23 protein-coding genes are annotated in these 24,390 nt (G+C 68.8%); 11 read left to right on the top strand and 12 right to left on the bottom strand.

All coding sequences use genetic code 11. The features are described from left to right. Positions 1–15 precede the first annotated feature (15 nt). Both E0H50_RS01255 and E0H50_RS01250 read right to left on the bottom strand, forming a co-directional pair. On the bottom strand, positions 16–891 hold the full coding sequence (locus E0H50_RS01255) for a DUF559 domain-containing protein (protein WP_131283851.1): 876 nt from the start codon (positions 889–891) through the stop codon (positions 16–18). Between the two features lie 163 nt (positions 892–1,054). Next, complete coding sequence (locus E0H50_RS01250; RefSeq protein WP_131283849.1) at positions 1,055–1,516, bottom strand: GNAT family N-acetyltransferase; 462 nt, start codon at positions 1,514–1,516, stop codon at positions 1,055–1,057. 232 nt (positions 1,517–1,748) lie between these two features. Here E0H50_RS01250 and dnaK point away from each other — a divergent pair, with 232 nt between their 5' ends. From dnaK to E0H50_RS01205, 9 genes are all read left to right on the top strand, one after another. Then, a complete protein-coding gene (dnaK, locus tag E0H50_RS01245) occupies positions 1,749–3,620 on the top strand; it encodes a molecular chaperone DnaK (RefSeq protein ID WP_131283846.1) in 1,872 nt (623 codons plus the stop codon). Next, positions 3,617–4,306 carry a nucleotide exchange factor GrpE gene (gene grpE, locus E0H50_RS01240; protein ID WP_131283844.1) on the top strand — a complete coding sequence of 230 codons (690 nt, stop codon included), beginning with the start codon at positions 3,617–3,619 and terminating at the stop codon, positions 4,304–4,306. The genes dnaK and grpE overlap by 4 nt, the downstream gene beginning before the upstream one ends. Positions 4,307–4,336: 30 nt before the next feature. Continuing rightward, positions 4,337–5,500, top strand: coding sequence for a molecular chaperone DnaJ (gene dnaJ, locus E0H50_RS01235; protein WP_131283842.1), 1,164 nt, complete (start codon positions 4,337–4,339; stop codon positions 5,498–5,500). Then, a complete protein-coding gene (locus E0H50_RS01230; protein ID WP_131283840.1) occupies positions 5,500–5,955 on the top strand; it encodes a heat shock protein transcriptional repressor HspR in 456 nt (151 codons plus the stop codon). The genes dnaJ and E0H50_RS01230 overlap by 1 nt, the downstream gene beginning before the upstream one ends. Positions 5,956–6,169: 214 nt before the next feature. After that, positions 6,170–6,706, top strand: coding sequence for a GNAT family N-acetyltransferase (locus tag E0H50_RS01225; RefSeq protein ID WP_131283838.1), 537 nt, complete (start codon positions 6,170–6,172; stop codon positions 6,704–6,706). A gap of 162 nt (positions 6,707–6,868) precedes the next feature. After that, the gene (clpB, locus tag E0H50_RS01220) at positions 6,869–9,448 is read left to right on the top strand and encodes an ATP-dependent chaperone ClpB (RefSeq protein WP_131283836.1); all 2,580 of its coding nucleotides are present in this window, start codon (positions 6,869–6,871) and stop codon (positions 9,446–9,448) included. Positions 9,449–9,687: 239 nt separating this feature from the next. Beyond that, entirely contained in the window at positions 9,688–10,257 is a 570-nt protein-coding gene (locus E0H50_RS01215) for a hypothetical protein (protein ID WP_131283834.1), read from the top strand. Next, positions 10,254–12,875 carry a hypothetical protein gene (locus E0H50_RS01210; protein WP_131283832.1) on the top strand — a complete coding sequence of 874 codons (2,622 nt, stop codon included), beginning with the start codon at positions 10,254–10,256 and terminating at the stop codon, positions 12,873–12,875. Before E0H50_RS01215 ends, E0H50_RS01210 begins: the two co-directional genes overlap by 4 nt. 105 nt (positions 12,876–12,980) lie before the next feature. Further along, positions 12,981–13,445 carry a hypothetical protein gene (locus E0H50_RS01205; protein WP_131283830.1) on the top strand — a complete coding sequence of 155 codons (465 nt, stop codon included), beginning with the start codon at positions 12,981–12,983 and terminating at the stop codon, positions 13,443–13,445. A 10-nt stretch (positions 13,446–13,455) separates the two neighbouring features. Here the strand turns inward: E0H50_RS01205 and E0H50_RS01200 are convergent, their stop codons facing one another. From E0H50_RS01200 to E0H50_RS01180, 5 genes are all read right to left on the bottom strand, one after another. Then, complete coding sequence (locus tag E0H50_RS01200) at positions 13,456–14,601, bottom strand: pyridoxal phosphate-dependent aminotransferase (RefSeq protein WP_131283828.1); 1,146 nt, start codon at positions 14,599–14,601, stop codon at positions 13,456–13,458. A gap of 92 nt (positions 14,602–14,693) precedes the next feature. Then, positions 14,694–16,637, bottom strand: coding sequence for a glycosyl hydrolase family 28-related protein (locus E0H50_RS01195; protein WP_131283826.1), 1,944 nt, complete (start codon positions 16,635–16,637; stop codon positions 14,694–14,696). Between the two features lie 73 nt (positions 16,638–16,710). Then, on the bottom strand, positions 16,711–17,148 hold the full coding sequence (locus tag E0H50_RS01190) for a GNAT family N-acetyltransferase (protein WP_238150699.1): 438 nt from the start codon (positions 17,146–17,148) through the stop codon (positions 16,711–16,713). Continuing rightward, on the bottom strand, positions 17,145–17,843 hold the full coding sequence (locus E0H50_RS01185) for a FadR/GntR family transcriptional regulator (RefSeq protein ID WP_131283824.1): 699 nt from the start codon (positions 17,841–17,843) through the stop codon (positions 17,145–17,147). The genes E0H50_RS01190 and E0H50_RS01185 overlap by 4 nt, the downstream gene beginning before the upstream one ends. Positions 17,844–17,938: 95 nt before the next feature. After that, positions 17,939–18,577 (bottom strand): pyrimidine 5'-nucleotidase, encoded by a 639-nt coding sequence (locus E0H50_RS01180; RefSeq protein WP_131283822.1) that lies wholly within the window; start codon positions 18,575–18,577, stop codon positions 17,939–17,941. A 50-nt stretch (positions 18,578–18,627) separates the two neighbouring features. On the opposite strand from E0H50_RS01180, the gene E0H50_RS01175 reads away from it, so the two are divergent. Further along, positions 18,628–19,425: an SDR family NAD(P)-dependent oxidoreductase gene (locus E0H50_RS01175; protein WP_131283820.1), complete on the top strand. Its 798-nt coding sequence runs from the start codon at positions 18,628–18,630 to the stop codon at positions 19,423–19,425. Here E0H50_RS01175 and E0H50_RS01170 read toward each other — a convergent pair whose 3' ends face one another. Together E0H50_RS01170 and E0H50_RS01165 are read right to left on the bottom strand one after the other, a co-directional pair. After that, positions 19,426–20,325: a LysR family transcriptional regulator gene (locus E0H50_RS01170; protein ID WP_131283818.1), complete on the bottom strand. Its 900-nt coding sequence runs from the start codon at positions 20,323–20,325 to the stop codon at positions 19,426–19,428. Then, positions 20,282–20,566 (bottom strand): hypothetical protein, encoded by a 285-nt coding sequence (locus E0H50_RS01165; RefSeq protein WP_131283816.1) that lies wholly within the window; start codon positions 20,564–20,566, stop codon positions 20,282–20,284. The genes E0H50_RS01170 and E0H50_RS01165 overlap by 44 nt, the downstream gene beginning before the upstream one ends. 269 nt (positions 20,567–20,835) lie before the next feature. On the opposite strand from E0H50_RS01165, the gene E0H50_RS01160 reads away from it, so the two are divergent. Then, a complete protein-coding gene (locus tag E0H50_RS01160; protein ID WP_131283814.1) occupies positions 20,836–21,729 on the top strand; it encodes a LysR family transcriptional regulator in 894 nt (297 codons plus the stop codon). A gap of 204 nt (positions 21,730–21,933) precedes the next feature. Here the strand turns inward: E0H50_RS01160 and E0H50_RS01155 are convergent, their stop codons facing one another. From E0H50_RS01155 to E0H50_RS01145, 3 genes are all read right to left on the bottom strand, one after another. Continuing rightward, the gene (locus E0H50_RS01155) at positions 21,934–22,758 is read right to left on the bottom strand and encodes an aldo/keto reductase (protein WP_131283812.1); all 825 of its coding nucleotides are present in this window, start codon (positions 22,756–22,758) and stop codon (positions 21,934–21,936) included. 62 nt (positions 22,759–22,820) lie between these two features. Continuing rightward, positions 22,821–23,906: a winged helix DNA-binding domain-containing protein gene (locus E0H50_RS01150; protein WP_131283810.1), complete on the bottom strand. Its 1,086-nt coding sequence runs from the start codon at positions 23,904–23,906 to the stop codon at positions 22,821–22,823. Between the two features lie 32 nt (positions 23,907–23,938). Beyond that, positions 23,939–24,373 carry a ribbon-helix-helix protein, CopG family gene (locus tag E0H50_RS01145; protein WP_131283808.1) on the bottom strand — a complete coding sequence of 145 codons (435 nt, stop codon included), beginning with the start codon at positions 24,371–24,373 and terminating at the stop codon, positions 23,939–23,941. Between the last annotated feature and the right edge of the window lie 17 nt (positions 24,374–24,390).

The following is a 24,390-nucleotide window of genomic DNA, read 5'->3' as shown; positions in this document are numbered from 1 at the left end:
CGCTCATTGACCGAGTCAGGCGGCGTGCAGCAGGCGGTTACTGAGTGGTGGGAGTCCGATGGCGCGCTCGATCGTGGCGATCACCCAGTCGGGGTCGTACATGATGTCCTCCCAGCTGAACCGAAGCACTCGCCAGCCGCGGATCGTGAGGTTCGCCTGCCGGCGGCAGTCCTTGACCAGGGCCCGACGGCTTCCGTGAAACTCGAACCCGTCCGCCTCCAGATCGAGGAGCAGCCGGGGATTGCCCAGGTCGAGGCGGGCCGAGAACTCCGCGTCCCGCACAACGAACTGGGGGACGAAACCCTCGATTCCGCGGCTGATCAACAAGGCCCGCAGGACGGACTCCAGAACCGACTCCGACCGCCCGTCGGCGGATGCGACGACGCGCTGGATGCGCAGGCGATGTGGTCCTCGAAGCCGTGTTGCCGCGGCGAGGAGTTCGTCGTGGTCGACGCTGCCGAGGCGCAAGGCCGAGTCTGCGATCGCCAGTCCCTCGGCGGGCGGCAAGATGCGAAGGCAGTCCAGCACGGTACGAAGCGGGGTGGTGACGTCGTCCAGCGCGGGAACGTCGGCCCAGTGCAAGACGCAGGGCAGCCCGGCTTGCCGCCGCACCCGGCCTGGTCGCAGCGTGACATGCGGTAGGGGCGGCGGGGTGATCACGCCGAGACCCCAGTGCTCTGCCGCGCTGAGATGGGAGACGACACCTCCCTGGCTCCGTGCGGCGGTCAACGCCGACGGAGCTGCGGGGAGGGCGTAGACGCCCTTCGCCACCCTGTTGATCACTCCCGCCGCGAGCGCACCACGGATGGCACGTCCGGATACCACCGCGCGCAGGTCCGCGAAGGTCGCGGATCCGCCTCGCCTGCCGATCACTTCGGCCACGTCAGCCATGGATCCATGATGGGGAATTCCGGCGCTGCGAGGCGGGCGTTGTCCACAGCCGGACCGCCACCACTCACTAACCCGGCACAGTGCCCGCCTTTCACGCTCAGCTCAGTGGGCAGCCGTGCTTCGCCGGCTACTTGGTGAGTGGTGGCGGTCCGCAAGCCACGTCCTACTCCGCTAGCTCCTTGGAGACGAGGACGGTAGTGGTGCCGTTGGGGAGGCGTTGTTCGGCTATCTCGGTGTAGCCGCGGGTGGTGTGGAAGGTGATGGCCGGGGTGTTGGTGGGGACGGCGGCGACTGCGCGGTCGAAGGGTTTGGCGGCGCGTTCGATGGCGCGGTAGACCTGGGTCGCGATGCCGGTACGCCGGTGGTCGGGCGCGACCACGATGCGCTCGATCAGCAGGAAGCGGTCGGCGTAGGTCTGGGTGAAGGCCTCGAACGCGAGGCCGTCGTAGGCCGAGCCGGGGGTGAAGGTGAGGACGAAGCCGACGGGTACGTCGTCCAGGTCGACGACGACGGCGTGTGCGGCGATCAGCCGGAGCCAGTCGAGCCGGTCGGCGCTCAGGGGTTCGACGAGACCTTCCGCGGTGCCGTTCAGCGCGAGAACCGCGCCGAGGTCGGCTGCGGTCATCGGGCGGAGTTTCACACCAGTCAGGATCACACGGTAAACGTTTGCTTCGGGAGGGGTGTCCCTGGCCGCACCCTGGCTCGGACCCCGAAATCGGGGGGCGCCCTTGGGAATGACCTGGGCGTCGTGCAATGTTGAGCCTAGTGAACTCAAGTTTGTTCAGTCACGGATTTGAAACCGAGGCGGACGAACGGCAACATTGAGTCTGCATCACTCAACTTCGTGGAGGTAAAGAATGGCCCGCGCGGTCGGAATCGATCTCGGTACGACGAACTCCGTCATCGCCGTACTGGAAGGTGGCGAGCCCACCGTCATCCCCAACGCCGAGGGAGCACGCACGACGCCCTCGGTGGTGGCTTTCGCCAAGAACGGCGAGGTCCTCGTCGGCGAGGTGGCGAAGCGCCAGGCCACCACGAACGTCGACCGCACCATCCGCTCGGTCAAGCGCCACATGGGCGAGGCCTGGAGCGTCGACATCGACGGCAAGAAGTTCACGCCGCAGCAGATCAGCGCGTTCGTGCTGCAGAAGCTGAAGCGGGACGCCGAGGCGTACCTCGGGGAGCAGGTCACCGACGCGGTCATCACCGTGCCGGCGTACTTCTCCGACGCGCAGCGCCAGGCGACCAAGGAGGCCGGCGAGATCGCGGGCCTGAAGGTGCACCGGATCGTCAACGAGCCGACCGCGGCCGCGCTCGCCTACGGCCTGGACAAGGGCACCGAGCAGACCATCCTGGTCTTCGACCTCGGCGGCGGCACGTTCGACGTCTCGCTGCTGGAGATCGGCGACGGCGTCTTCGAGGTGAAGGCGACCAGCGGTGACAACCACCTCGGTGGTGACGACTGGGACGCGCGGATCGTGCAGTGGCTGGTGACGCAGTTCAAGAACAAGAACGGCACCGACCTGTCCGGCGACAAGATGGCGATGCAGCGCCTCAACGAGGCCGCCGAGAAGGCGAAGATCGAGCTGTCCAGCGCCGCCGAGACCACCATCCACCTGCCGTACCTGAGCCTCACTGACGCGGGCCCGCTGCACCTGGAGGAGAAGCTCTCCCGGGCCGAGTTCCAGAAGATGAGCAACGACCTGCTGGAGCGCGCCCGCGCCCCGTTCAAGGCCGTCATCAAGGACGCCGGGATCGACGTGGCCAAGATCGACCACGTGATCCTGGTCGGCGGTTCGACCCGGATGCCCGCGGTCGCCGAGCTGGTCAAGGAGCTGACCGGCGGCAAGGACCCGAACAAGGGTGTGAACCCGGACGAGGTCGTCGCGGTCGGCGCCTCCCTGCAGGCCGGTGTGCTGAAGGGCGAGGTCAAGGACGTCCTGCTGCTCGACGTGACCCCGCTGAGCCTCGGCATCGAGACCAAGGGCGGCGTGTTCACCAAGATCATCGAGCGCAACACCACGATCCCGACCAAGGGCTCGGAGATCTTCACCACGGCCGAGGACAACCAGCCGTCGGTGATGATCCAGGTCTACCAGGGCGAGCGCGAGATGGCCCGCGACAACAAGTCGCTCGGCAACTTCGAGCTGACCGGCCTGCCGCCGGCGCCGCGGAACGTGCCGCAGATCGAGGTCACCTTCGACATCGACGCGAACGGCATCGTGCACGTGAACGCCAAGGACCTGGCCACCGGCAAGGAGCAGCGGATGACGGTCACGGGTGGCTCCGCGCTGCCGAAGACCGACATCGACCAGATGGTCCGCGACGCCGAGCAGTACGCCGAGGAGGACCGCCGGCGCCGCGAGGCCGTGGAGAACCGCAACCAGGCGGAGTCGCTGGTCTACCAGACCGAGAAGTTCCTGCAGGAGAACGAGGACAAGGTTCCGGACGACGTCAAGACCGAGGTCAAGGACGGCGTGGCCGAGCTGAAGAAGGCCCTCGAGGGTGACGACGCCGACGCGGTCAAGGCCGCCTCGGAGAAGCTCGCCCAGTCCAGCCAGAAGATGGGCGCCGCGATGTACGCGAACGCCCAGGCCGCCGGCGGTTCGACCGACGACGGCGCCACCTCCGAGGACACGGCCGGCAGCAGCACCACCAACGACGACGACGTCGTCGACGCCGAGATCGTGGACGAGGACCGGCCGCAGGACAAGACGGAGGACAAGTGACGGATCGACCGACTGGCAGCGAGTTCGGTGACGGCGAGCCCGTCGTCCGGGACAAGCGCCGGATCGACCCGGAAACCGGCAAGCTGCGGGAGCCTGCGGAGCAGTCCGCGCCTCCCGCGGCCGCCGGCCCGGCCGGACAGCCGCCGCGCGACCCGTCCGACCTGATCGGTCCGTCCGCCCAGGAGGCCCTGCTCACCGAGGCGCTCGCGGAGCGTACGGCGGACCTGCAGCGACTGCAGGCGGAGTACGTGAACTACAAGCGCCGCGTGGATCGTGAGCGGGAAGCCTCGCGCGAGCTCGTGATCGGCACGGTGCTCGCCGAGCTGCTCGGGATCCTGGACGACGTCGGCCGGGCCCGCGAAGCCGGTGAGCTCGAGGGCGCCTTCAAGGCCGTCGCCGAGTCGCTGGAGCGGGTCACCGAGAAGCTCGGGCTGGTGAAGTTCGGCGAGCAGGGCGACACCTTCGACCCGCGGATCCACGAGGCCCTGCTGCACAACTACTCCGACGAGGTCGACGGTCCGACCGCGACGATGATCATGCAGCCGGGCTACCGGCACGGCGAGCGGATCCTGCGGGCGGCCCGGGTGGCTGTGTCGGAGCCGACCGAACAATTGCCGGCCGACGCCGCCAAGGCCGACGTACCGGTGGAGAACACAGATGAAGACGCGGACGGGTCCGCGGAGTAAGACAGGTCTAGACGGGAGGGGAGGCGCCAGATGAGCACGAAGGACTGGATCGAGAAGGACTTCTACAAGGTTCTCGGCGTCTCCAAGACCGCCGAGGCCGACGAGATCAAGAAGGCCTACCGCAAGCTGGCCCGGCAGTACCACCCGGACTCCAACGCCGGGGACACCAAGGCGGAGGCCAAGTTCAAGGAGGTCTCCGAGGCGTACGACGTCGTCGGCGACCCGAAGAAGCGCAAGGAGTACGACGAGGCGCGCCGGCTGTTCGGCAGCGGCGGCTTCCGGATGCCGACCGGCAGCGGTCAGGGCGGTGGCTTCGACTTCAACGTCGGTGACCTGTTCAACCGCGGCGGTCAGGGCGGCGGCAGCGGGCTCGGCGACATCCTGGGCGGCATGTTCGGCGGTGGCGGCCGGACCACGACCAGCACCACGGCGCGTCCGCGGCGCGGCCAGGACATCGAGACCGAGGCGACGATCGAGTTCGCCGAGGCCGTGAACGGTGTCACGGTCGGGCTCCGGATGACCAGCGACGAGCCGTGCGCGACCTGTCGCGGGACCGGTGCGAAGTACGGCACGGTGCCGAAGGTCTGCCTGAAGTGCGAAGGCACGGGCATGCAGACCTCGGTGCAGGGCGGTGTGTTCGCGATGACCGAGCCGTGCACCGAGTGCAAGGGTCGCGGTCTGGTCGTCGACCAGCCGTGCGAGACCTGCCACGGCTCCGGCCGCGGCCAGTCGAGCAAGACCATGCAGGTCCGCATCCCGGCGGGTGTCCAGGACAACCAGCGGATCCGGCTCAAGGGCAAGGGTGCGGCCGGCGAACGAGGTGGCCCCGCGGGCGATCTCTACGTCACGGTCCACGTGCACAAGCACCGGATCTTCGGCCGGCAGGGTGAGCACCTGACCCTGAACGTCCCGGTGAGTTTCACCGAGGCGGCGCTGGGTGCCGAGATCAAGGTTCCGACCCTGGACGGCCTGCCCGTCACGGTCCGGATCCCAGCGGGTACGGCGAACGGGAGCAAGCTGCGCGTCCGCGGCAAGGGATCGGTCCGGCGGGACGGGACCAAGGGCGACCTGATGCTCACGCTCCAGGTGCAGGTCCCGCACGAGCTGACCGACGAGCAGAAAGAGAAGCTGCAGGAGTTCAGCTCCGCGTCGGATCAGCCTGATCTGCGGGCCGGGTTGTTCGGGAGTTCGTGATGGGCATCCCGTTCAGCCAGGTGCCGACCTGGGACGACCGCACCCCGATCTACGTGATCTCGGTGGCGGCCCAGCTGGCCGGTATGCATCCGCAGACGTTGCGCCAGTACGACCGGCTCGGCCTGGTGGTGCCGAGCCGGGCGTCCGGCCGCGGCCGGCGGTACTCGGCGTACGACGTGGCGAGGCTGCGTTATGTGCAGCACCTGTCCCAGGAAGAGGGCGTCAACCTCTCGGGGATTCGGCACATTCTCGCGCTACAGTCGGAGGTGGAGGACCTGCGGAAGCGGGTCAACCAGCTCCTGGCCGAAGTCCAGCGCGGTGTCGGTGCCTCCCGGCGTCCCGCCGCCAGCCGCGTCTTCTCGGCCGGTCCCGCCGGCGATGTGATCGCTATGGGCCGGCAGCAGACGACGACGCGATGGATCCGCACCCAGCCCCTGGAACTCGGCTCCCGCTGATCCCCCGCCCTACACCTCATCGGCCACCGGAGTGCTCTGACCCCCTCGGAGCCTCCGGTCCGGTGGAGGTCGTCGTTCCCCCCGACGCCTCCACAGCCGAAGGCGTGCTAACCCCCCAGCCGCCTTCGGCCCCCGCAGGGTGGTCCGTCACAGGACCGCCCTGCGGTTCTCGTTGTCCTGTTGCCTTCCGGCGGGCACCGCATACCCTGGCGAGGTGACGCTGAAGCTGGAGACCGACCGGCTGCTGATCCGGGACTGGGAGGAAGATGACGCCGACGCCGCGCTGGAGATCTTTGGCTCCGCCGACGTGGCGCCCTGGCTGTCACCGGCCATCGACAAGGTGCCGGACGCCGCGACCATGCGGTTGATCCTGCAGTCCTGGATCGAGGCTCAGCCGAACTTCGTGGTCCCCGCGGGCCGCTGGGCGATCACCCGTCGCGACGACGGCGAGGTCGTCGGCGCGCTGCTGATCCGCCTGCTCCCGCCGTACGAGGAGGATCTCGAGATCGGCTGGCAGTTGCGGCCGAGCGCGTGGGGTTTCGGGTACGCGACCGAGGCCAGCCGGGCGTTGATGGCCTGGGCGTTCAGCGACGGCGAGGTCGACGAACTGTTCGCCGTCGCCCGGCCGGCCAACAAACGCGCGATCGCCACCGCGCGCCGGATCGGGATGGAATGGGTCGGCGAGACCGACAAGTACTACGACCTGAACCTGCAGGTGTACCGGATCCGCGCCTCGGAGTTCACCGCCTGAACCTGTCCGCGAGGGGTGGCGCCGCACCGGTGCCACCCCTCCGTCATGCCGCGGGACCCTGAGATGACCCTGGGATTTTTCAGAGTTGAGTGGAATGGACTCAACTTTGGATAGGTTATGTCTGGTAACTGTTGTTGCTGGAACCGAAAGGCTGGAAACCAGATGGATGTTCAGCGGTTGACGACGCTGGCCCGGGAAACCCTGTCGGTCGCGATCCGTCAGACCTCCGCGGCGGGCAACCCGACCGTGGAACCGATTCACCTGCTGTCCGGACTGCTCGCGCAGCCCGAGGGCACGACGATCGGCCTGCTCGAAGCGGCCGGAGGCGACCTCGACGCCGTACGCCGGAAGACCGCCGAGCAGCTGAGCCGTCTCCCGAAGGCGAGCGGTGGCAGCGTGCAGGCGCCGAGCCTGTCCCCGAAGACCGGCGACGTGCTGAACCAGGCGGAGCAGCGGGCCCTCGGGCTCGGGGACGAGTACGTCTCCACCGAGCACCTGCTGATCGCGCTCGCGACCGTGGACGGACCCGCGAAGAGCGCGCTCGGCGTGACGCCGGACGCGTTGCTGCAGGCGTTCGACCAGATGCGCGGCAACCGCCGGATCACCTCGCCGGAGGCCGAGGGCACCACCAAGACGCTGGAGAAGTACGGCGTCGACCTGACCGAGCGCGCCAAGGACGGGAAGCTCGACCCGGTGATCGGGCGGGACTCCGAGATCCGGCGAGTGGTCCAGGTGCTGTCCCGGCGTACCAAGAACAACCCGGTCCTGATCGGTGAGCCCGGCGTCGGCAAGACCGCCGTCGTCGAGGGGCTGGCCCAGCGGATCGTCGCCGGTGACGTGCCCGAGTCGCTGCGCGGCCGCCGGCTGATCAGCCTGGACCTCGGCGCGATGGTCGCGGGGGCGAAGTACCGCGGCGAGTTCGAGGAGCGGCTGAAGGCGGTGCTGACCGAGATCAAGGAGTCCGACGGTCAGATCATCACGTTCATCGACGAGCTGCACACCGTCGTCGGCGCCGGTGCGTCCGGCGAGGGCGCGATGGACGCCGGCAACATGCTGAAGCCGATGCTGGCCCGCGGCGAGCTGCGGATGATCGGCGCGACCACCCTGGACGAGTACCGGACCCGGATCGAGAAGGACCCGGCGCTGGAGCGCCGTTTCCAGCAGGTGTTCGTCGGCGAGCCGTCGGTCGAGGACTCGATCGCGATCCTGCGCGGCCTGAAGGAGCGTTACGAGGCGCACCACAAGGTCGCGATCTCCGACTCCGCGCTGGTCGCCGCGGCGACGCTGTCCAACCGGTACATCACCGGTCGCCAGCTGCCCGACAAGGCGATCGACCTGGTCGACGAGGCCGCGTCCCGGCTGCGGATGGAGATCGACTCGTCCCCGGTCGAGATCGACTCGCTGCGCCGTACCGTCGACCGGCTGAAGATGGAGGAGCTCGCGCTGTCCCGCGAGGACGACGCCTCGTCGCAGGAACGGCTGGAGCGGCTGCGCGCCGACCTCGCCGACCGCGAGGAGGAGCTGCGCGCGCTCGAGGCTCGCTGGGAGCGGGAGAAGACCGGCCTGAACCGGGTCGGTGAGATCAAGGAGCGCATCGACGAGCTCCGCGGCCAGGCCGAGCGCGCCCAGCGCGACGGCGACCTGGAGACCGCGTCCCGGCTGCTGTACGGCGAGATCCCGCAACTCGCCAAGGAGCTCGAGGAGGCCGACGCCGAGGAAGAGGTTGCCGAAGGCCCCGAAGCGATGGTGAACGAGGAGGTCGGGCCGACCGAGATCGCCGAGGTGATCGCGATGTGGACCGGTATCCCGACCGGCCGGCTGCTCGAGGGCGAGACCGGCAAGCTGCTCCGGATGGAGGACGAGCTCGGGCACCGGCTGATCGGTCAGCGCGAGGCGGTCAAGGCCGTGAGCGACGCGGTGCGGCGGGCGCGCGCGGGCATCTCCGACCCGGACCGGCCGACCGGTTCGTTCCTGTTCCTCGGCCCGACCGGCGTGGGGAAGACCGAGCTGGCGAAGGCGCTCGCGGACTTCCTGTTCGACGACGAGCGGGCGATGGTCCGCATCGACATGTCGGAGTACGGCGAGAAGCACAGCGTCGCGCGGCTGGTCGGCGCCCCGCCCGGGTACGTCGGGTACGAGGAGGGCGGCCAGCTGACCGAAGCGGTCCGCCGTCGTCCGTACTCGGTGATCCTGCTCGACGAGGTGGAGAAGGCGCACCCCGAGGTCTTCGACATCCTGCTGCAGGTACTCGACGACGGCCGGCTGACCGACGGCCAGGGCCGGACGGTCGACTTCCGGAACGTGATCCTGATCCTGACCAGCAACATGGGTTCGGCGTACCTGGCCGATGTCACGCTCGACGACAAGGTCAAGCGCGACCAGGTGATGGCCGCGGTGCGGCAGTCGTTCAAGCCGGAGTTCATCAACCGGCTGGACGAGATCGTGCTGTTCGACGCGCTCGGCAGCGAGGAGCTGACGCAGATCGTCGGCCTGCAGATCGCCGCGCTGCAGCGGCGGCTGACCGATCGGCGGATCACGCTGGACGTCGACGAGGGCGCGATGGAGTGGCTCGCGTTGACCGGGTACGACCCGGTGTACGGCGCCCGCCCGCTCCGCCGCCTGGTCCAGTCCGCGATCGGCGACGAACTCGCCCGCGGCCTGCTGAACGGCACCATCCGTGACGGCGTAACCGTCAAGGTGACTGTCAACGAGTCGAAGGACGCGCTGGACGTCGCTGCCTGACGATCACCGCGGAAGCCGGGCCGGTCCATCTGACCGGCCCGGCTTTTGTATTGGCCGCGAATGCCTTCAAACACTTGAACTTCGGGCCGTTGCGAGTCGGTATCTCTCCGCTCTTGAAACCTGTGGTTACTGCTTGGTAGGAACGTCCGTCAGCTAAGTACTGAACAGTAGTTCAAGTACCTGAAACTTGGATTTTCCGGCGGGGGGTCCCCGGATTCCGGCACTGAGTGGAGGACTCAATGCAGCGCAGTACCTTGCTATCCGGTGCGCTGCTGGCCGTCGTCGCGGGTCTGTTGTGTCTGGTCGGAGAAGCTCTCGGTCTGAACACGCAGCACGTGGCGCTGGTCGGCGGGGCCCTGGGAGGTGTGGTGGGGCTGGTGCAGGATCGCACTCCGGCGATGCGCGCGACCGGCTTCCTGATCGGGCTGTTCGTCGCCTGGCTCGGATTCGCCGTACGGGCGCTCTACCTGCCTGATTCGGCGTCCGGCCGGGCTGTCGCGGCCGTCGCCGTGGTGGCCGTGTGCGTGGCGTTCACGGCCGGCTCGGCCGACCGGATCCCGTTGTGGACCTTGCTCCTCGGCGCGGCCGCGATGGTCGCCGTGTACGAGGAGACCTACACCGCGGACAGCCCCGCCTTCCTGGCGCAGTCGCCGACGGCGGCCACCGGCGTACTGCTGGCGGCCGGGATCGGGTTCCTGGTGACCTCGCTCCAGCGGCCGCGACCGGCGCCGGCCGCCGAGACTCCGGCGGCCGAGGTTCCCGCCGACGACACCCGTGAGTTCGCCTCGACCGAAGGAGACCGTGCGTGACCGCCCGACGCATCACCCGGGGACTGGCTGTCGCCGTCGCCGTACCGTCCGCTTTCGTCCTGTCGACGTCCCCGGCACTGGCCACATCGAGCGGACTCTCGGCCGGACCTGTCACGGTCACCAACACCGAGACGGTGCAGGCCAGACTCGACCCCAGCGGCAAGGTCCAAGGCGCCCGCGTCTACGAGCAACTCGCCTTCATCGGCGCCGGACAGGTGAAGGTCGCCAACCCGGTGTCGACCGACAGCCTGCGCAACCTGGACAGCTTCGGCGGCTTCTCGGTCAAGGACGGCAAGATGGCCGTGGACCTGTCGGTCGACGGCGAGCAGCGGATCCGCACCGTCAGCGACTTCGACAAGAAGAAGCTGCCGATCAAGGTCGCCGTCACCTACACCCTGAACGGCAAGAAGCTGTCCAAGCCCAGCGACGTCGTCGGCAAGAAGGGCCGGCTGGAGGCGCACTACGTCGTCGAGAACACCTCGGCCAGGACCGAGTCGGTGACAATCACCGATGGTTACGGCAAGCAGGTCGTCGAGGAGGCCGAGGTCGTCATTCCGATGGTCGGTCAGCTCACGACGGTGCTGCCGCCCGAGTTCGGCGATGTGACCTCGGCCGAGGCGAACAAGGCCGGCGACGGCAAGGGCGGTACGAAGCTGAGCTTCACCGCCACACTGTTCCCGCCCGTCGGCGCCGCGAAGGCGGAGTTCGGCTGGGCAGCCGAGGTCAAGGACGCGATCGTCCCCGAGGCCGAGCTGACCGCGTTGCCGGTCAGTCCGCTGGAGAGCCCGACCTTCAAGACCGCGGTCTCCGGGTATCAGAGCGGCGCCGAGAAGGGCGCCGACCTGGTCGAGGGCGGTACGACGCTCGACTCGAACCTGCTCCGGCTGCGGGACGGCGCGCAGAAGCTGCTCGCCGGCCTCCTCCAGTTGAACGCCGGTGCGAAGACCCTGAACGAAGGCCTTGCCAATCAGGCCGCGCCCGGTGCCGCGAAGCTCTCCGGCGGTGCGTCGCGGCTGGCCGACGGCATGGCCGAGCTCGAGTCGGGTGCATCTGTCCTGCGCACGAAGACCGGCGAGGCTGCCAAGGGTGCGAACAAGCTCGACAAGGGCGCGGGTGAGCTGCGGAAAGGTGCGAAGGACCTCGCCGCGGGTGCCGGCAAGCTGAAGGCCGGCACCGGCAAACTCGCCTCCGGACTGGACCAGGCCACCGGCAAGGCACCTGCCCTGATCGACGGACTGAACCAGGTCAGCGGCGGTCTGAAGAGCGTCGAGGACGGGCTCGGTCAGATGTACGGCGGGGTTGGTCAACTGCCCGCGAAGGCGAAACCTCTGCACGACGGTGTGGCGCAGCTCCGCGCGGGGATCGGCTCGGTCGGAACCGACGGAACGCTGCTCGGCGGACTGGAGAAGCTGAAGAAGCAGCTCGCTGCCTCCGGGCCGGGAATCGACAAGATGCGGGGCGGCGTGCACTGCGCCGCGGACGCGCTCAATGCGGTGAGCAACGGCAAGCCGGTCGGAACGTACGACGAGGCCTGCTACGGCGCCGCTGCCGCGCAGCTGAACGGGCCGGCCGGTGCGCTGAACGTCGGGCCGGAGACCAACCCGGTCAAGAAGATGATCCTCGACTCGGTGATCGCCCAGATGGGCTCGATGGGTGACCCCGTTCCCGATCTGGACAGGCCGCTGCCGGATTCCGCCAAACTGCAGGTGGCGCTCGCATACCTGAAGGGCCGGCTGACCCAGCGCGCCGTACCGGGTATCGCGCAACTGCAGTGCGGGCTCGACAACCGGGTCTCGGGCTGCCCGCGCTCGGAGCCTGGTCTGATGCAGGGGCTCGCGGCCGTGGATGCCGGCGTGACTCAGCTGGTGTCGGGCGTGGTTTCCAGTGTCCAGCGCGGTATCGGCACCTCGAAGGACACCCCGGCCAGCAAGACGCTGCGTGGTGGCGTCAACGGGCTGCAGGGTGGCGTCGGACAGATCCAGGCAGGTGGCAAGACGCTGCTGGCCGGCCTCAACCAGCTGTCGGACGGTGCTGACCAGCTCGACACCGGCGCGGGTGCGCTGTCTGCGGGCACTGGCAAGCTCCAGGCGGGTGCCGGCGTGCTGGCGAACGGCACCGGGCAGCTCGGCACCGGGCTCGGGTTGCTGGCCGGCGGTACGGGCAAGCTGGCCGATGGCGTCGGCCAGGCCAAGACCGGATCGGACCAGTTGGCGCAGGGTTCCAAGGATCTGGCGACCGGCATCGGCTCCGCCGCCGAGGGTTCGGGCAAGCTGGCGGATGGTCTCAGCACCGCCGCCGAACAAGCGCCCGCGATTCCCGACGGCGCCGGGCGGCTCTCGAAGGAAGGTGCGAAGGTGCTGACCAAGAACGGCGCCGACACGGCACGCGACTTCGGCCGCCGCTACGGCCTGCTCTCCGCCGCCGCCGACCGCGCCAAGACCGAGTCGATGCCGTTCGGTGCTCCTGACGGTGCGACCGGCGCAACGGCGTACTCGCTCAAGCTGGCCGGGGCCACCGGCGAGGGCGATCGCAGCTGGATCCGCCTGCTCGTCGGCCTGGCCGTCTTCGGTGTCGCCATCGGCGCCACCGGTCTCCTCCGCCGGCGCGCCACCTCCTGAGGTTCGCTTCCGAAGCCGGGCCGGTCATGCAGACCGGCCCGGCTCTCCGGCGTTGTTTGGCCGATCTGGGAGGATCGGGGCAGGGGGTAGTTGGAAGGACGTCGGATGACTGGGCAGCGTGGTGACGAGCCGGTGCGGGACGGGCCGGGTCCCTACAGCGGGCTGTTCGGTGCCACTCCGGACACGTACAGCTACCCGACGGCGACGCCGAAGCAGGTCACCGTCGCTTCGGTGATCGCGATCGGGCTCGGCGTGCTGTGTCTGCTGGTGGCGGCCCTCACACTCACCTCGGCCGGCGACCAGATCTCCGAAGTACTCACCGGATCAAGTGGCAACACACCGGTCGCGGTCGCGGCCACACTGGTCTGCGCCGTCGTCTACCTCGTCCCCGCGCTGTATCTCCGAAAGCGTCGCCCTTGGTCCCGCTACGTCCTGATCGCTGTCGCCGCCATGGGCATCGCAGGCGGCCTGATGGCCCTACCCTCCAGCCTCCTAGGCCTAGCCATCCACGTCACCCTGCTAACCCTCATGCTCCAACGCCCCACCAAACTCTGGTTCCACCACCGCTGACGGCCTCCGGTCAGAGTTTCTGGAGGCGGTTCAGGGCTTCTTGGAGTACGTCGGGTTGTTTGCAGAAGGCCCAGCGGACCAGGGGGCGGCCGGGGGCTGGGTTGTCGTAGAAGACCTGGTGGGGGATGGCTACCACGCCGGCCTTCTGGGGGAGCATTCGGCAGAAGTCGATGCCGTCGGTGTGGCCGAGGGGGCGGATATCGGTGGTGACGAAATAGGTGGCGGCGGGGAGGTGGACCTCGAAGCCCAGGTCGGTCAGGCCGGTGGCGAGGAGGTCGCGGCGGGACTGGAGGTCGGCGCGCAGGGCGTCGTAGTAGTCGTTGCCCAGGGCAAGGGCGTTGGCGACGGCGGGCTGGAACGGGGCGCCGGAGGTGAAGGTGAGGAACTGCTTGGCGGTCGTCACGGCCGTCACCACGTCGGGTGATCCGGTGACCCAGCCGATCTTCCATCCGGTGACCGCGAACGTCTTCCCGGCGCTGCTGATCGACACGGTCCGGTCGGCCATTCCGTCGTACGTCGCGAGTGGCCGGTGCGTCCCGTCGTACACCAGGTGTTCGTAGACCTCGTCCGTGATGACGACCAGGTCGTGTTCGACGGCGACGTCGCGGATGCCGCGCAGTTCCTCGTCGTCGAGGACGGTGCCGGTCGGGTTGTGCGGTGAGTTGATCAGCAGCACCTTCGTCCGCGGCGTGACGGCGGCGCGCAGTTCGTCGAGGTCCAGCCGGTACGACGGTGCGCGCAGCGTCACGGGGACGCGCCGTCCGCCGGCGAAGGCGATCCCGGCCGCGTACGAGTCGTAGTACGGCTCGAGCGCGATCACCTCGTCGCCGGGCTCGACGAACGCGAGCAGCGCGGCCGCGATCGCCTCGGTCGCGCCGGTGGTCACCAGGACCTGCGTGTCCGGGTCGTAGGAGAGGTCGTAGAACCGCTTCTGGTGGTCGACGATCGCCTGCCGCAGTGCCGGTACGCCGCGACCCGGCGGGTACTGGTTCGCGCCGGCCCGGATCGCCGCGATCGCGTCCTCGAGCAGCGAGTCCGGCCCGTCGCGGTCGGGGAAGCCCTGACCGAGGTTGACCGACCCGGTCGCCACCGCCAGCGCGGACATCTCCGCGAAGATCGTCGTACCCAGACCGTTCAACCGCTCAGCAGGACGCATTCCTCAACCCTCGACGGCCGCGACCATCTGCGCAAGCCGGGCGCGCGGACCGCATGCTCAGCCAGGCGTGTCGCACCGAACCTGGGGAACCGTCAGTTCCACGGAGACGGCGGTGGTGGCGGGACGACGGCGGGGCGGTCCTCGCACCAGGTGGCGCCGGTCCAGCCGCCGTCGTTCCCGCCGAGCAGCCGGACGTCGAACTCGGGCGGGCCGTTGAAGTGGAACGTGCCGCAGTTGTTGACGAACGGCGCCCCGACGTTGCGGGCGTCGACGTTCTCGAAGGTCGCCCAGCCGCCGACCCGGGCGTTCACCACGTTGGTCCCGGTGCCGTCGACCTTGATGTCGCGGACGGTGACGCCGGTGATCGCGTAGTCGTCCTTCACCGGCCAGTCGACGACGAACATCATCGCGTTGTACGTCGAGTCCAGGAACGAACTGTCGGTGATCTGGACGGACGCGGACATCGTGGACTGCAGTGCGTACAGCCAGATCGCGCCGAGGCCGATGTTCCAGTTCAGATCGCGTGGACCGCCGCGGACCGTGGTGTTGCGGGCGAACGTCAGCGTGCCCTCGAACGGTGTCGCGTTGAACCGCGAGCCGGCGTGCAAGGTGCTGCCCTCGCGGATCGGGTCGGCGACCAGGTTGTCGGTGACCGCGTTGTCGCGGCCGCCGTAGATCGCGATGTTGTTCGCGAGGACCGGTGTCTGGACGGTGTTGTGGTCGTAGACGTTGTCGTGGTTGACCAATCCGTCGGCGTTCGACTCCGACCACATCGCGAGCCCGTCGTCGCCGCTGTTGCGGACGAAGTTGTTGGTGGCCCGGACGTTCGAGACGCCGAGGTGCAGATTGATGCCGTCGGCAATGGCATCGGTGATGACGTTGTTGCGGATCAGTAGCCCGTCCATCGGGCCGTCGAGCCAGATGCCGACCTTGGTGTGGTGCAGGTACAGGTTCTCGATCGTGGAGCCGCCGCCGATCGCACCGCCGATCCCGTTCACCTGGTCGGTGTCGATGCGTTCGCGGACATCGCTCTCGATCGCGAAGTCCGACAGGTGGACGTTGGTGCTGCCGGTGTACTTGCCGTAGAAGCCAGGCGCGCTGTGCACCGACTTGTCCGGCGCGGGCTCCGCGAGCGGAAGGACCTTGCCCTTGATGATCGTCCACCAGTTGCCGGCGCCGCGGATCGTCACCCGGTCGACGACGATGTGCCGGTTCACCTGGAAGGTGCCCGCGGGGACGAACACCGACCAGCCAAGCTTTCGAGCTGCTGTGATCGCCCGCTCGATCGCAGGCGCCGCATCGCGCCGACCGGTCGGGTCGGCGCCGAACAACCGCACGTCCAACGACCTCACCGGCTGCTTCAACGGCGCCTTCACCAGCTCGAAGTCCGCGACGTCGAGCACGGTCCACGCCGCGGCAGTCGTCCGGGGTACCGCGAACCGGATCCGCGAGCCGGCCCGGTACGTCCGGTCGAGCAGCACGCGCTGCTCGTCGTAGAAGTGGTTCGGCCGGAACGGCTTCGCGACCGGATCCGGCTCCGGCTTCCACCAGCCCGGGATCGGGTCGACGTTCGGGTCGTTGGAGAACGGATACATCCCGTACAGCCAGGCGTACTGCGACGTCAGCGTCATCGTCCGCCGGTGCTTCCCGTCGACGCTCACGTCCAGCGGCGCGGTGATCCCGCCACCGGCCGGCGCGTCCGGGATGCTGTACCGCAACGTGAAGGCGTTCGCGGGCTGCGTCAGCGTGAATTCGACGTACTGCTTGGGCTGCAGCCGTACGGCGGTGCGCCCGGACGCCTCGGCCGGGAGTGTGTACGCCTCCCGCCCAGGGCCGAGTTGCTCGCCGGTGAAGACGGCGTTCTCCGCCTCCTGCTCGACGAACGGTACGTCGGCGCCGCGGCCGGTCACCAGTGCGGGATCGAGCCCTGCCCTGGTGATCCGCGGCGCGGGGTCCGCGGCGGCTGGTTGGGACGTGAGCGCGGCACCGAGGAGCGCGGTCGTCACGGCGACCGCGATCAAGGGCGAACGGGACATTGGCGGATCCCCTCCCGGACGAATGTGTCTGGAGGTTATGCACCCGACGATCGGGGCGCAAGATCTCGACAGCTCAGAGAAATTTCCGAACCATGAAGACGTCGACTGGATCCTCGTCGTCGACCACGAAGCCGTGGCGCTCGTACAGCTTGCGGGCCGGGCTGCCCTGCAGGACGTTCAGCCGGACGGTCACGCCGTCCCCGTCCGCGCGCCCCAGAACACTCCGCAGCACCGCGGTCCCGAGACCCCGGCCCTGGTGGCGCGGATCCAGATAGAAGTGCTCGAGCCACCGGCCGTCCTCGGCGGGCCGCATGCTGACAGAGCCTGAGAGTTCGCCGCCGACCTCGATGATCTGGGTGTGCTCCGGGGCGAACGAATCGCGCAGACGCTGGCGGACGCGCTGCGCGTCGTACCGCCCGAGGCGTTCCAGGTCGGGGCGCATGACGACCGCGCGGAGTTCCGCGAGCTGCTCGAGGTCGGCGAGAGTCGCCGGGCGAAGGGTCCAGCTCACGGCAGCGCCGGTTGTGGGTCGGGGCGGAGGGCGCGGAGCCAGAGCTCGGTCTGAGCGATGTGGGCGGAGGCAGCGGTGGCCGCGGCCGCGGGGTCGCGGGTGGTGATCGCGGCCAGGATCGCGCGGTGGCCGCGGTCGCTGGTCTGCTTGATCGCGTCGAAGTCGGCGCCGGGCTCGAAGATCCGGTAGTGGCCGCCGCGGCCGCGGATCACGTCGGTGAGCGCGGTGACGGTCGGGTTGCCGCCGGCCGCGCAGATCAGGCCGTGGAACTCGGCGTCCAGGTGCTGGATCTCGGTCGCGTCGGTGGTCGATTCGAGCTGGTCGAGGACCGCGCCCAGGCGCGCGGCGAGCTCCGGGTCCTGGCGGGCGGCCGCGGCGGCGGTCGCGTGCGCCTCGAGCACCCGGCGTACCTCCAGCAGTTCGAGCACCCCTTCGAGCGGGATCAGCTCGACCGACAACGAGAACCTGCCGATGATCGCGGCCGGGTCGAGCGCGGAGACGTACGTGCCCGAGCCGTGCCGGGACTCGATCACCCCGAGCGCGCCGAGCGAGCGCACGGCCTCCCGCAGCGAACTCCGGGACACGCCCAAGTGGTCGCACAACTCGGGTTCCGGCGGGAACTTCGCCCCCGGCCCGAGCTCCCCGGATGCGATCATCTGCCGCAACCCGGCCAGCGCCTTGTCCGTAGCAGCCATCCCCTCACCTCCTCCCGAAGCGTAAGTCCTCAGACCACTTCTGGTCATATCTGTCCATGCTCAGCCTGTCCATCCGGGACCATGGCGGCGATTCATCAGATGTTTGCTCGGAGGAACCCCGGCAGGTCGGCCGCCCGCCAGCGCCGCGCCGCGAGCTGCTCGTACGGCGTCCCGCCGGCCACCCAGACCGTCGTCATCCCGCGCTCGTGCGGCCCGGTCAGGTTCACCTCGAGATCGTCGAACATCGCGGCCCGCACCGGGTCGATGCCGAACGACGCCAGGAACGCGTCGAGGCTCTCGTCGTACGGCTTCGGGATCAGGTCGGCGGCGAGAATGTCGAAGACGCCGTCGATGCACTCGGTCAGCCCGAGCCGCCCGAGCACCTGCTCCGCGTGGTACGCCGAGCCGTTCGTGTAGACGTACCGCCGCCCGGGCAGCCCGCGGAGTACTTCCGCCAGCACCGGATCGGGACCGATCGTCGAGTAGTCGATCCGCTGCTCGAAGCCGAGGAATTCGTGCGGGTCGATCGTTCCGGTCACCATCGCGCCGCGCAGCGAGGTGCCGTATTCGGCGACGAGGTCGGACTGGATGCGACGGGCGCCGGTGAGGTCGGTGCCGTAGTGCTCGGCGATCGTCGACAGGATGCCGTGGGTGAGCTGGCCGGCCAGTGCGGAGTCCGCGGGGTACAAGGTGTTGTCGAGGTCCAGCACCCAGGTGTCGATGTCCGCCAGCACCCGACCAGGGTAAGTGACACACTAGGTCCGTCACCGACGGGAGGACTGCGATGCCGACTGCGCTCGTTACCGGGCCGGCGACCGGGATCGGCCGGGCGTTCGCGGACAAGCTCGCGCTCGAGGGGTACGACCTCGTGCTGGTGTCGCGGGACGAGGCGCGGCTCAAGGAGGTCGCCGCCGAGATCTCGCGGCTGCACGGTGTCGAGTGCGAGGTGCTGGCCGCCGACCTGACCGACGCGGCCGATCTGGCGCGGGTCGAGGAGCGGTTCCGGACCGGGCCTGTCGAACTGCTGGTGAACAACGCCGGCTTCGGGCAGAAGAAGCCGTTCTGGGAGAACCCGGTCGAGGTCGAGGAGCAGCAGTTCGATCTGCTGGTGCGCGTCGTCCTGCGCCTGACCCATGCCGCCGTGCTTCCGATGATCGAGCGCGGCTCGGGTGCGGTGATCAACGTGTCCTCGGTGGCCGGATTCCTGCAGCGCAACATCTACAGCGCGCACAAGGCCTGGGTGACGAGCTTCTCGGCCGCGCTGGCGACCGGGCTGCACGCGCAGGGTGTTGCGGTGATGGCGTTGTGCCCGGGATTCGTGCACACCGAGTTCCACGAGCGGATGGGGATGGACAAGACGCTGATCCCGTCCTTCATGTGGCTGGACGCGGACGAGTTGGTCGCCGCCGCCTGGAAGGATCTGCTGCGCGGCAAGGCGATCTCGATCCCGAGCCGTCGCTACAAACTCCTGATGATCGCCGCCCGCTTCACCCCCCGAGCGCTCATCGCCCGGGTCTCGACCGTAGGCCTGGACGGCCGCCGTCCCGCGCGGTCGGCTGCGGGGGCCCGTCGAGAGTCTTGACTACAACTTCTCCGCGACCTCGGTGAGGACTGCGAGGGTTGCGGTGATCAGGGGGTGGTCGGCGCGGCTGTTGCGGACCGCGGCGTACACGCGGCGGGTCGGCGCGGGGTCCGCCAGCGGGCGGATCAGGGCGAGCGTCGGCTCGGGTACGGCGAGACGCGGGACGAGCGAGACGCCACCACCCGCCGCGACGAGCGCCGCGACCGCGCGGAAGTCGTCGGACTGGTGGACGATCCGCGGCTGGAAACCGGCCTGCTCACAGGCGAGCAGTACGACGTCGCGGATCGGGTTGCCGGGTGCGGTCATCACCCAGTCGTCTCCTTCGAGCAGCCCCAGTTCGATCGTGTCGCGGTCCGCGGCCGGGTGCGTCGGCGGCAGGACGGCGACGAACGGCTCGGCGTACAACGGGATCCGGGCCAGTCGCTGGTCGTCGTGCCGCGGGGATCCGCGGTGCTCGACGGCGATCGCGAGGTCGGCGTCGCCGTCGAGCAGATGCGTGATGCCCTGGTGGCCCTCCGCATCGCGGACGACGAGGGTGAGGCCGGGGGTGGTCTCCCGGAGCCTGGTCAGCGCCGGTGCGACCAGCAGGGTGATCGCGGTCGCGAAGGCGACGACACGGACCTCGCCGTTCGCGCCGTTCGCATGCAGCCGCATCGCGTCCTCGGCGCGTTCGACCTCGGCGAGGATGGTGTCGGCGTGGGCGAGGAGCAGGCGGCCGGCCGAGGTGATCGCGACCCGGCGGCCGCGGCGTTCGAGCAGTTCCTGGCCTACCTCGGACTCCAGCGCGGCCAGTTGCTGCGAGACCGCCGAGGGCGTCAGATGCAGCACCTCGGCGGCTGCTGTCACAGTCCCGTGGTCAGCAAGCGCGCGCAACACCCGCAGGCGTCGTACCTCGATCACGAAGCTCAGCTTGGCACAGGTCACCCGGGATCACTTTCAGCTGGACGACCGGACGGTCCGGCGTACGGCGCTCGCGCCACAGTCGTACGACGTCGCGGATCAGCTGGCGTGTCGGGGCATAGGGACGCACGGGGGCGTCCGGCATCGCGGAGTGGGTCTGCTCGTGGATCGACTTGATGACGGTGAAGGTGACGTACATGCTCAGCTCGCGATATCTGTGCGGCAGGGCGTGCTGCGGCACACGTCGGTGACGGGATGCGACCTGGTCTCGCGGCGTACTGCTCGCAGTGGCCGCAGCAAGGTGCGCAGCGGGTGCCGGGGCGGGCGGTGCGGGACAACCGGGGCGTTCGGCCAGGCCGAGTGGATTTCGTCGTGGACTTTCTTGATCACTTCTGTCGGGAAGACGTACATCGGTGTTCCTTTCCTCTGCTATCGACACTAGGAAGCACGCGTTGATACGTCCAATGAAAGTTCTGGGCGGAGTTGATGTGATTGGTGCATGATGTCGGTATGGAACTGCGCCAGCTCAGGTCGTTCGTGGTGGTCGCCGAGGAGATGAACGTCGGGCGTGCGGCCACCCGGCTGCACCTCACCCAGCCGTCGCTCAGCCGTCAGATCGCGGCGCTCGAACACGATCTGGGCGTCGAGCTGTTCGCCCGCGTAAAGCGTCGCTTCGTGCTGACGGCTGCGGGCGCGGCGTTCCTTGCCGACGCGCGGGACCTGCTGCGGCGATCCGACGAAGCGGTCCGTACGGCGCAGCGGACGCAGCGCGGTGAGCTGGGGACGTTGCGGCTGCGGTTCGTGCAGTCGGCGACGTTCGACGCCCTGCCGCGGTTGCTCGGTGCGTTCCGGCAGGCGTATCCCGAGGTGGTGCTGGACCTGGAGTCGTGGACGACGCTGCGGCAGACGGAGGCGCTGTGCGACGGGCGGATCGACGTGGGGCTGCTTCGGCCCAGTACGCCGGCCGGTGCGAGCGCCGTCGTACAGCTCGCGCCCAAGCTGACGTCGCGAGTGGTTGCCGAGGACTCGTTGGTGGCTGTGCTGCCGGCCCGGCATCGGCTGGCGCGGCGGAAACGGCTGCGGCTGGAGGAGCTCGCGGAGGAGCCGTTCGTGTTCTACTCGCGGCCGAGCGGGCCAGCGGTGCACGACACGATCGTCGGGTACTGCCGGGCGGTCGGGTTCACACCGCGGATCGAGCAGGAGGCCGCCGACGTCCAGACGATCGTGTCGCTGGTCGCGGCCGGCCTCGGGATCTCACTGCTGATCAGCCCGACACCGCCGTCCAACCCCGACACGGTCGTCTACCGCGAGTTGTCCGACGACCTACCACCGTGGCCACTCTCCGTAGCCTGGTCCCCGGACAACCGCTCACCCGTCCTGTCCCGCTTCCTGGAACTCATCTGACCCCACGACCCCCGCCGATCCGGCGGTCTCTCGACCGCACTTGCCTGGCAGACCAGGCAAATGTGGGGTTCTACACCCTGGTTATGGGTGCAGAACCCCGCATTTCGTTGGCTGGCCAGGCAAATTCGTGGGTCAGCCAGCCAAATGCGGAACGGGCGGGGCGCTGGGTTGACGGGGCTCCGGGCCGGTGGGGTTGGGCGGTCGTCAGCCGAAGACGTCCGGGTCGCCGCCGGTGCGGACGCCGGTCTCCAGGTCCGCGATCGCGGCCATGTCGTCGTTGTCCAGGCGGAAGTCGAAGACCTCGAAGTTCTCCTGGATCCGGCTCGGCGTGACGGTCTTCGGGATCACCACGTTGCCGAGCTGCAGGTGCCAGCGGATCATCACCTGGGCCGCCGACTTGCCGTACTTCGCGCCGATCGTCGCGAGCGCCGGGTTCGCCAGCAGCTCGCCGGACGCGAGCGGGCTCCACGCCTCGGTGACGATGTCGTTCTCGGCGTTGAACGCGCGCAGCTCGTCCTGCGGCAGCGCCGGGTGCAGCTCGATCTGGTTCACCGCCGGGCGGATCGTGGTCTCCTCGAAGATCCGCCGCAGCGCGGGCTCGTGGAAGTTCGAGACGCCGATCGCGCGCACCCGCTTGTCGGCGTACAGCTGCTCGAACGCCTTCCAGGTGTCGACGTACAGGTCCCGCTGCAGCGACTGCCAGTGGATCAGGTACAGGTCGACGTACTCGAGGCCGAGCTTCTCCAGGCTGGTGTCGAAGGCCTTCAGTGTGCTGTCGTACCCCTGCTCGGAGTTCCACAGCTTGGTGGTGATGAACAGCTCGTCACGCGGGAGGCCGGACGCCGCGATCGCCTTGCCGACGCCGGTCTCGTTGCCGTAGATCGCTGCGGTGTCGATGTGCCGGTAGCCGGTCTCGAACGCCGACGCCACGACGTCGGTCACGATCGCGTCCTCGACCTGCCAGACCCCCAGGCCCAGCTGCGGGATCTCGACGCCGTTGTCCAGAGTGATGGAGGGGACTGTGCTCATCTACCTATTCCACCCGGCAAAGGGTTTCTGGCCCAGTCCTCTGACGTGTGACAACAACCTCATTAACCGGAAGTAACCAACTCGTAGGACTTGGCATCGGGCTCCAGGAACCGCAGCAGCCCGTCGCCTTCACGCTCCAGCTCCGCCTGCGTCTTCTTCAGCGTCCGGCCGAACGGAGTGAGCGTGAGAGTGGCCACACCGCGCTTCTTCCCGGCCGTCCACAGCCCGGCGACCAGGCCGTCGACCGTGTACGTCGCCTTGACCCGGAGGTTCTTCGTGAACACGGCCGGCTTGTGCTCGTCCGCGATGATCCGCTCCCGTTTCGCGTGCGACAGCAGCACGTTGTCGAACTCCGGCAGGAAGCGCACCGGCGCCGGCGTGTCCGCATCGGGGCGAGGCGCGTCAGGTACGTCGTACAGCTTCTTGCCGGCCTCGTCCGTGAACGTCTCGAGCTCCAGCTCGTCGAACAGGGGTTTGGCCTTCTGCAAACCGGACCAGGTCTGGAAGTCCGCCGGCGTCGCGGGACCGAACGCCTGCAGGTAGCGGGTGACCAGCTCCTTCGTCGCCGACCGCTGGTGGAGCTTCTTCCCGATCCACTCCTCGGCCGGTGTGAACCTGGAGTTCGCCGTCCAGGACCAGCGGACATCCGTTGGGTAGACCACCAACGGGACCAGCATCCGCGTGCAGAACCCGAGCGCTCGCTCGTTCACGTCCGGGAACTGCTGCTGCAACGCGTCGCGCACCTCGGTGAACGTCAACGGCTCCTTCGCCAGCAGCTTCTTCGCCGCGGCCACCACCTTCTCCGGCTCCAACCCCGCGCCGCGTTCCCCCAGGACCTTCAACCCCGCCTCGAGCACCGGCGCCACAGTCACCCGGAACCGCACGTAGTCCGCCGCAGTCACCAGATGCAGCGTCCCCCGAAACAGCGTGCCCCGTACGACGTCGTGCTTCCGGACCGCCTCGTCCAGCTCGGACTCCGCGAACCCGTCGATCCGCGACCACAACCCGACGTACGGATGCTTGGCCTCCTGCCCCTGCATCCCCACCAGTCGCCCGACCACGTCAACCGCCGGCACCGCTTCCTTACCCAACAGCACCTGCCGCGCCAACGTCGCCCGGTTGACCGCCTTCGCACTCATCACCGCCATGCAGGCATCCTGCCCGCCGGCACCGACAAATGTCAGCTGCGTCCCGGTGAGGCGACGGCGAGTGCGTTGCGGCGGCACACGTCCGCGAGGCGTTCGTCGATACCGGACATCGCGCCGTCGATCAGGTCGTCGGACTCTTCCTCCGCCACCACTCGCTTGATCAGGGCGCTGCTGTCGAAATAGACACGCATCAGAAGCGGTCGTCGCGATCGAGCAGCTCGAGACTGGTGGTTCCCTTCGGCAGCCGGAGCTGCGGCTCGACCTTGCGATAGCCGACCCGCGCGGGCTGTACGGCGCCGGCGGCGCGCGCGGTCGGTGATCAGAGCCTCCACTGCCTCGTGGTCGATCAGATGCAGGTGCCTGCCGAGCGCGTCCCGCACGATCTCCTGCTGGGACCGCCCGGTGCGCGCAGCCTCGGCTTGAAGGGCTGTCGCCACTTCGGAAGGGAGTCGCAGGTTCATTGCCATGGTTTGACGGTATCGCG

Source organism: Kribbella sindirgiensis (genome assembly GCF_004331435.1).
Taxonomy (GTDB): domain Bacteria; phylum Actinomycetota; class Actinomycetes; order Propionibacteriales; family Kribbellaceae; genus Kribbella; species Kribbella sindirgiensis.
The sequence above is the reverse complement of the archived record's forward strand: the minus strand, read 5'-3'. Positions and strand labels throughout refer to the sequence as shown.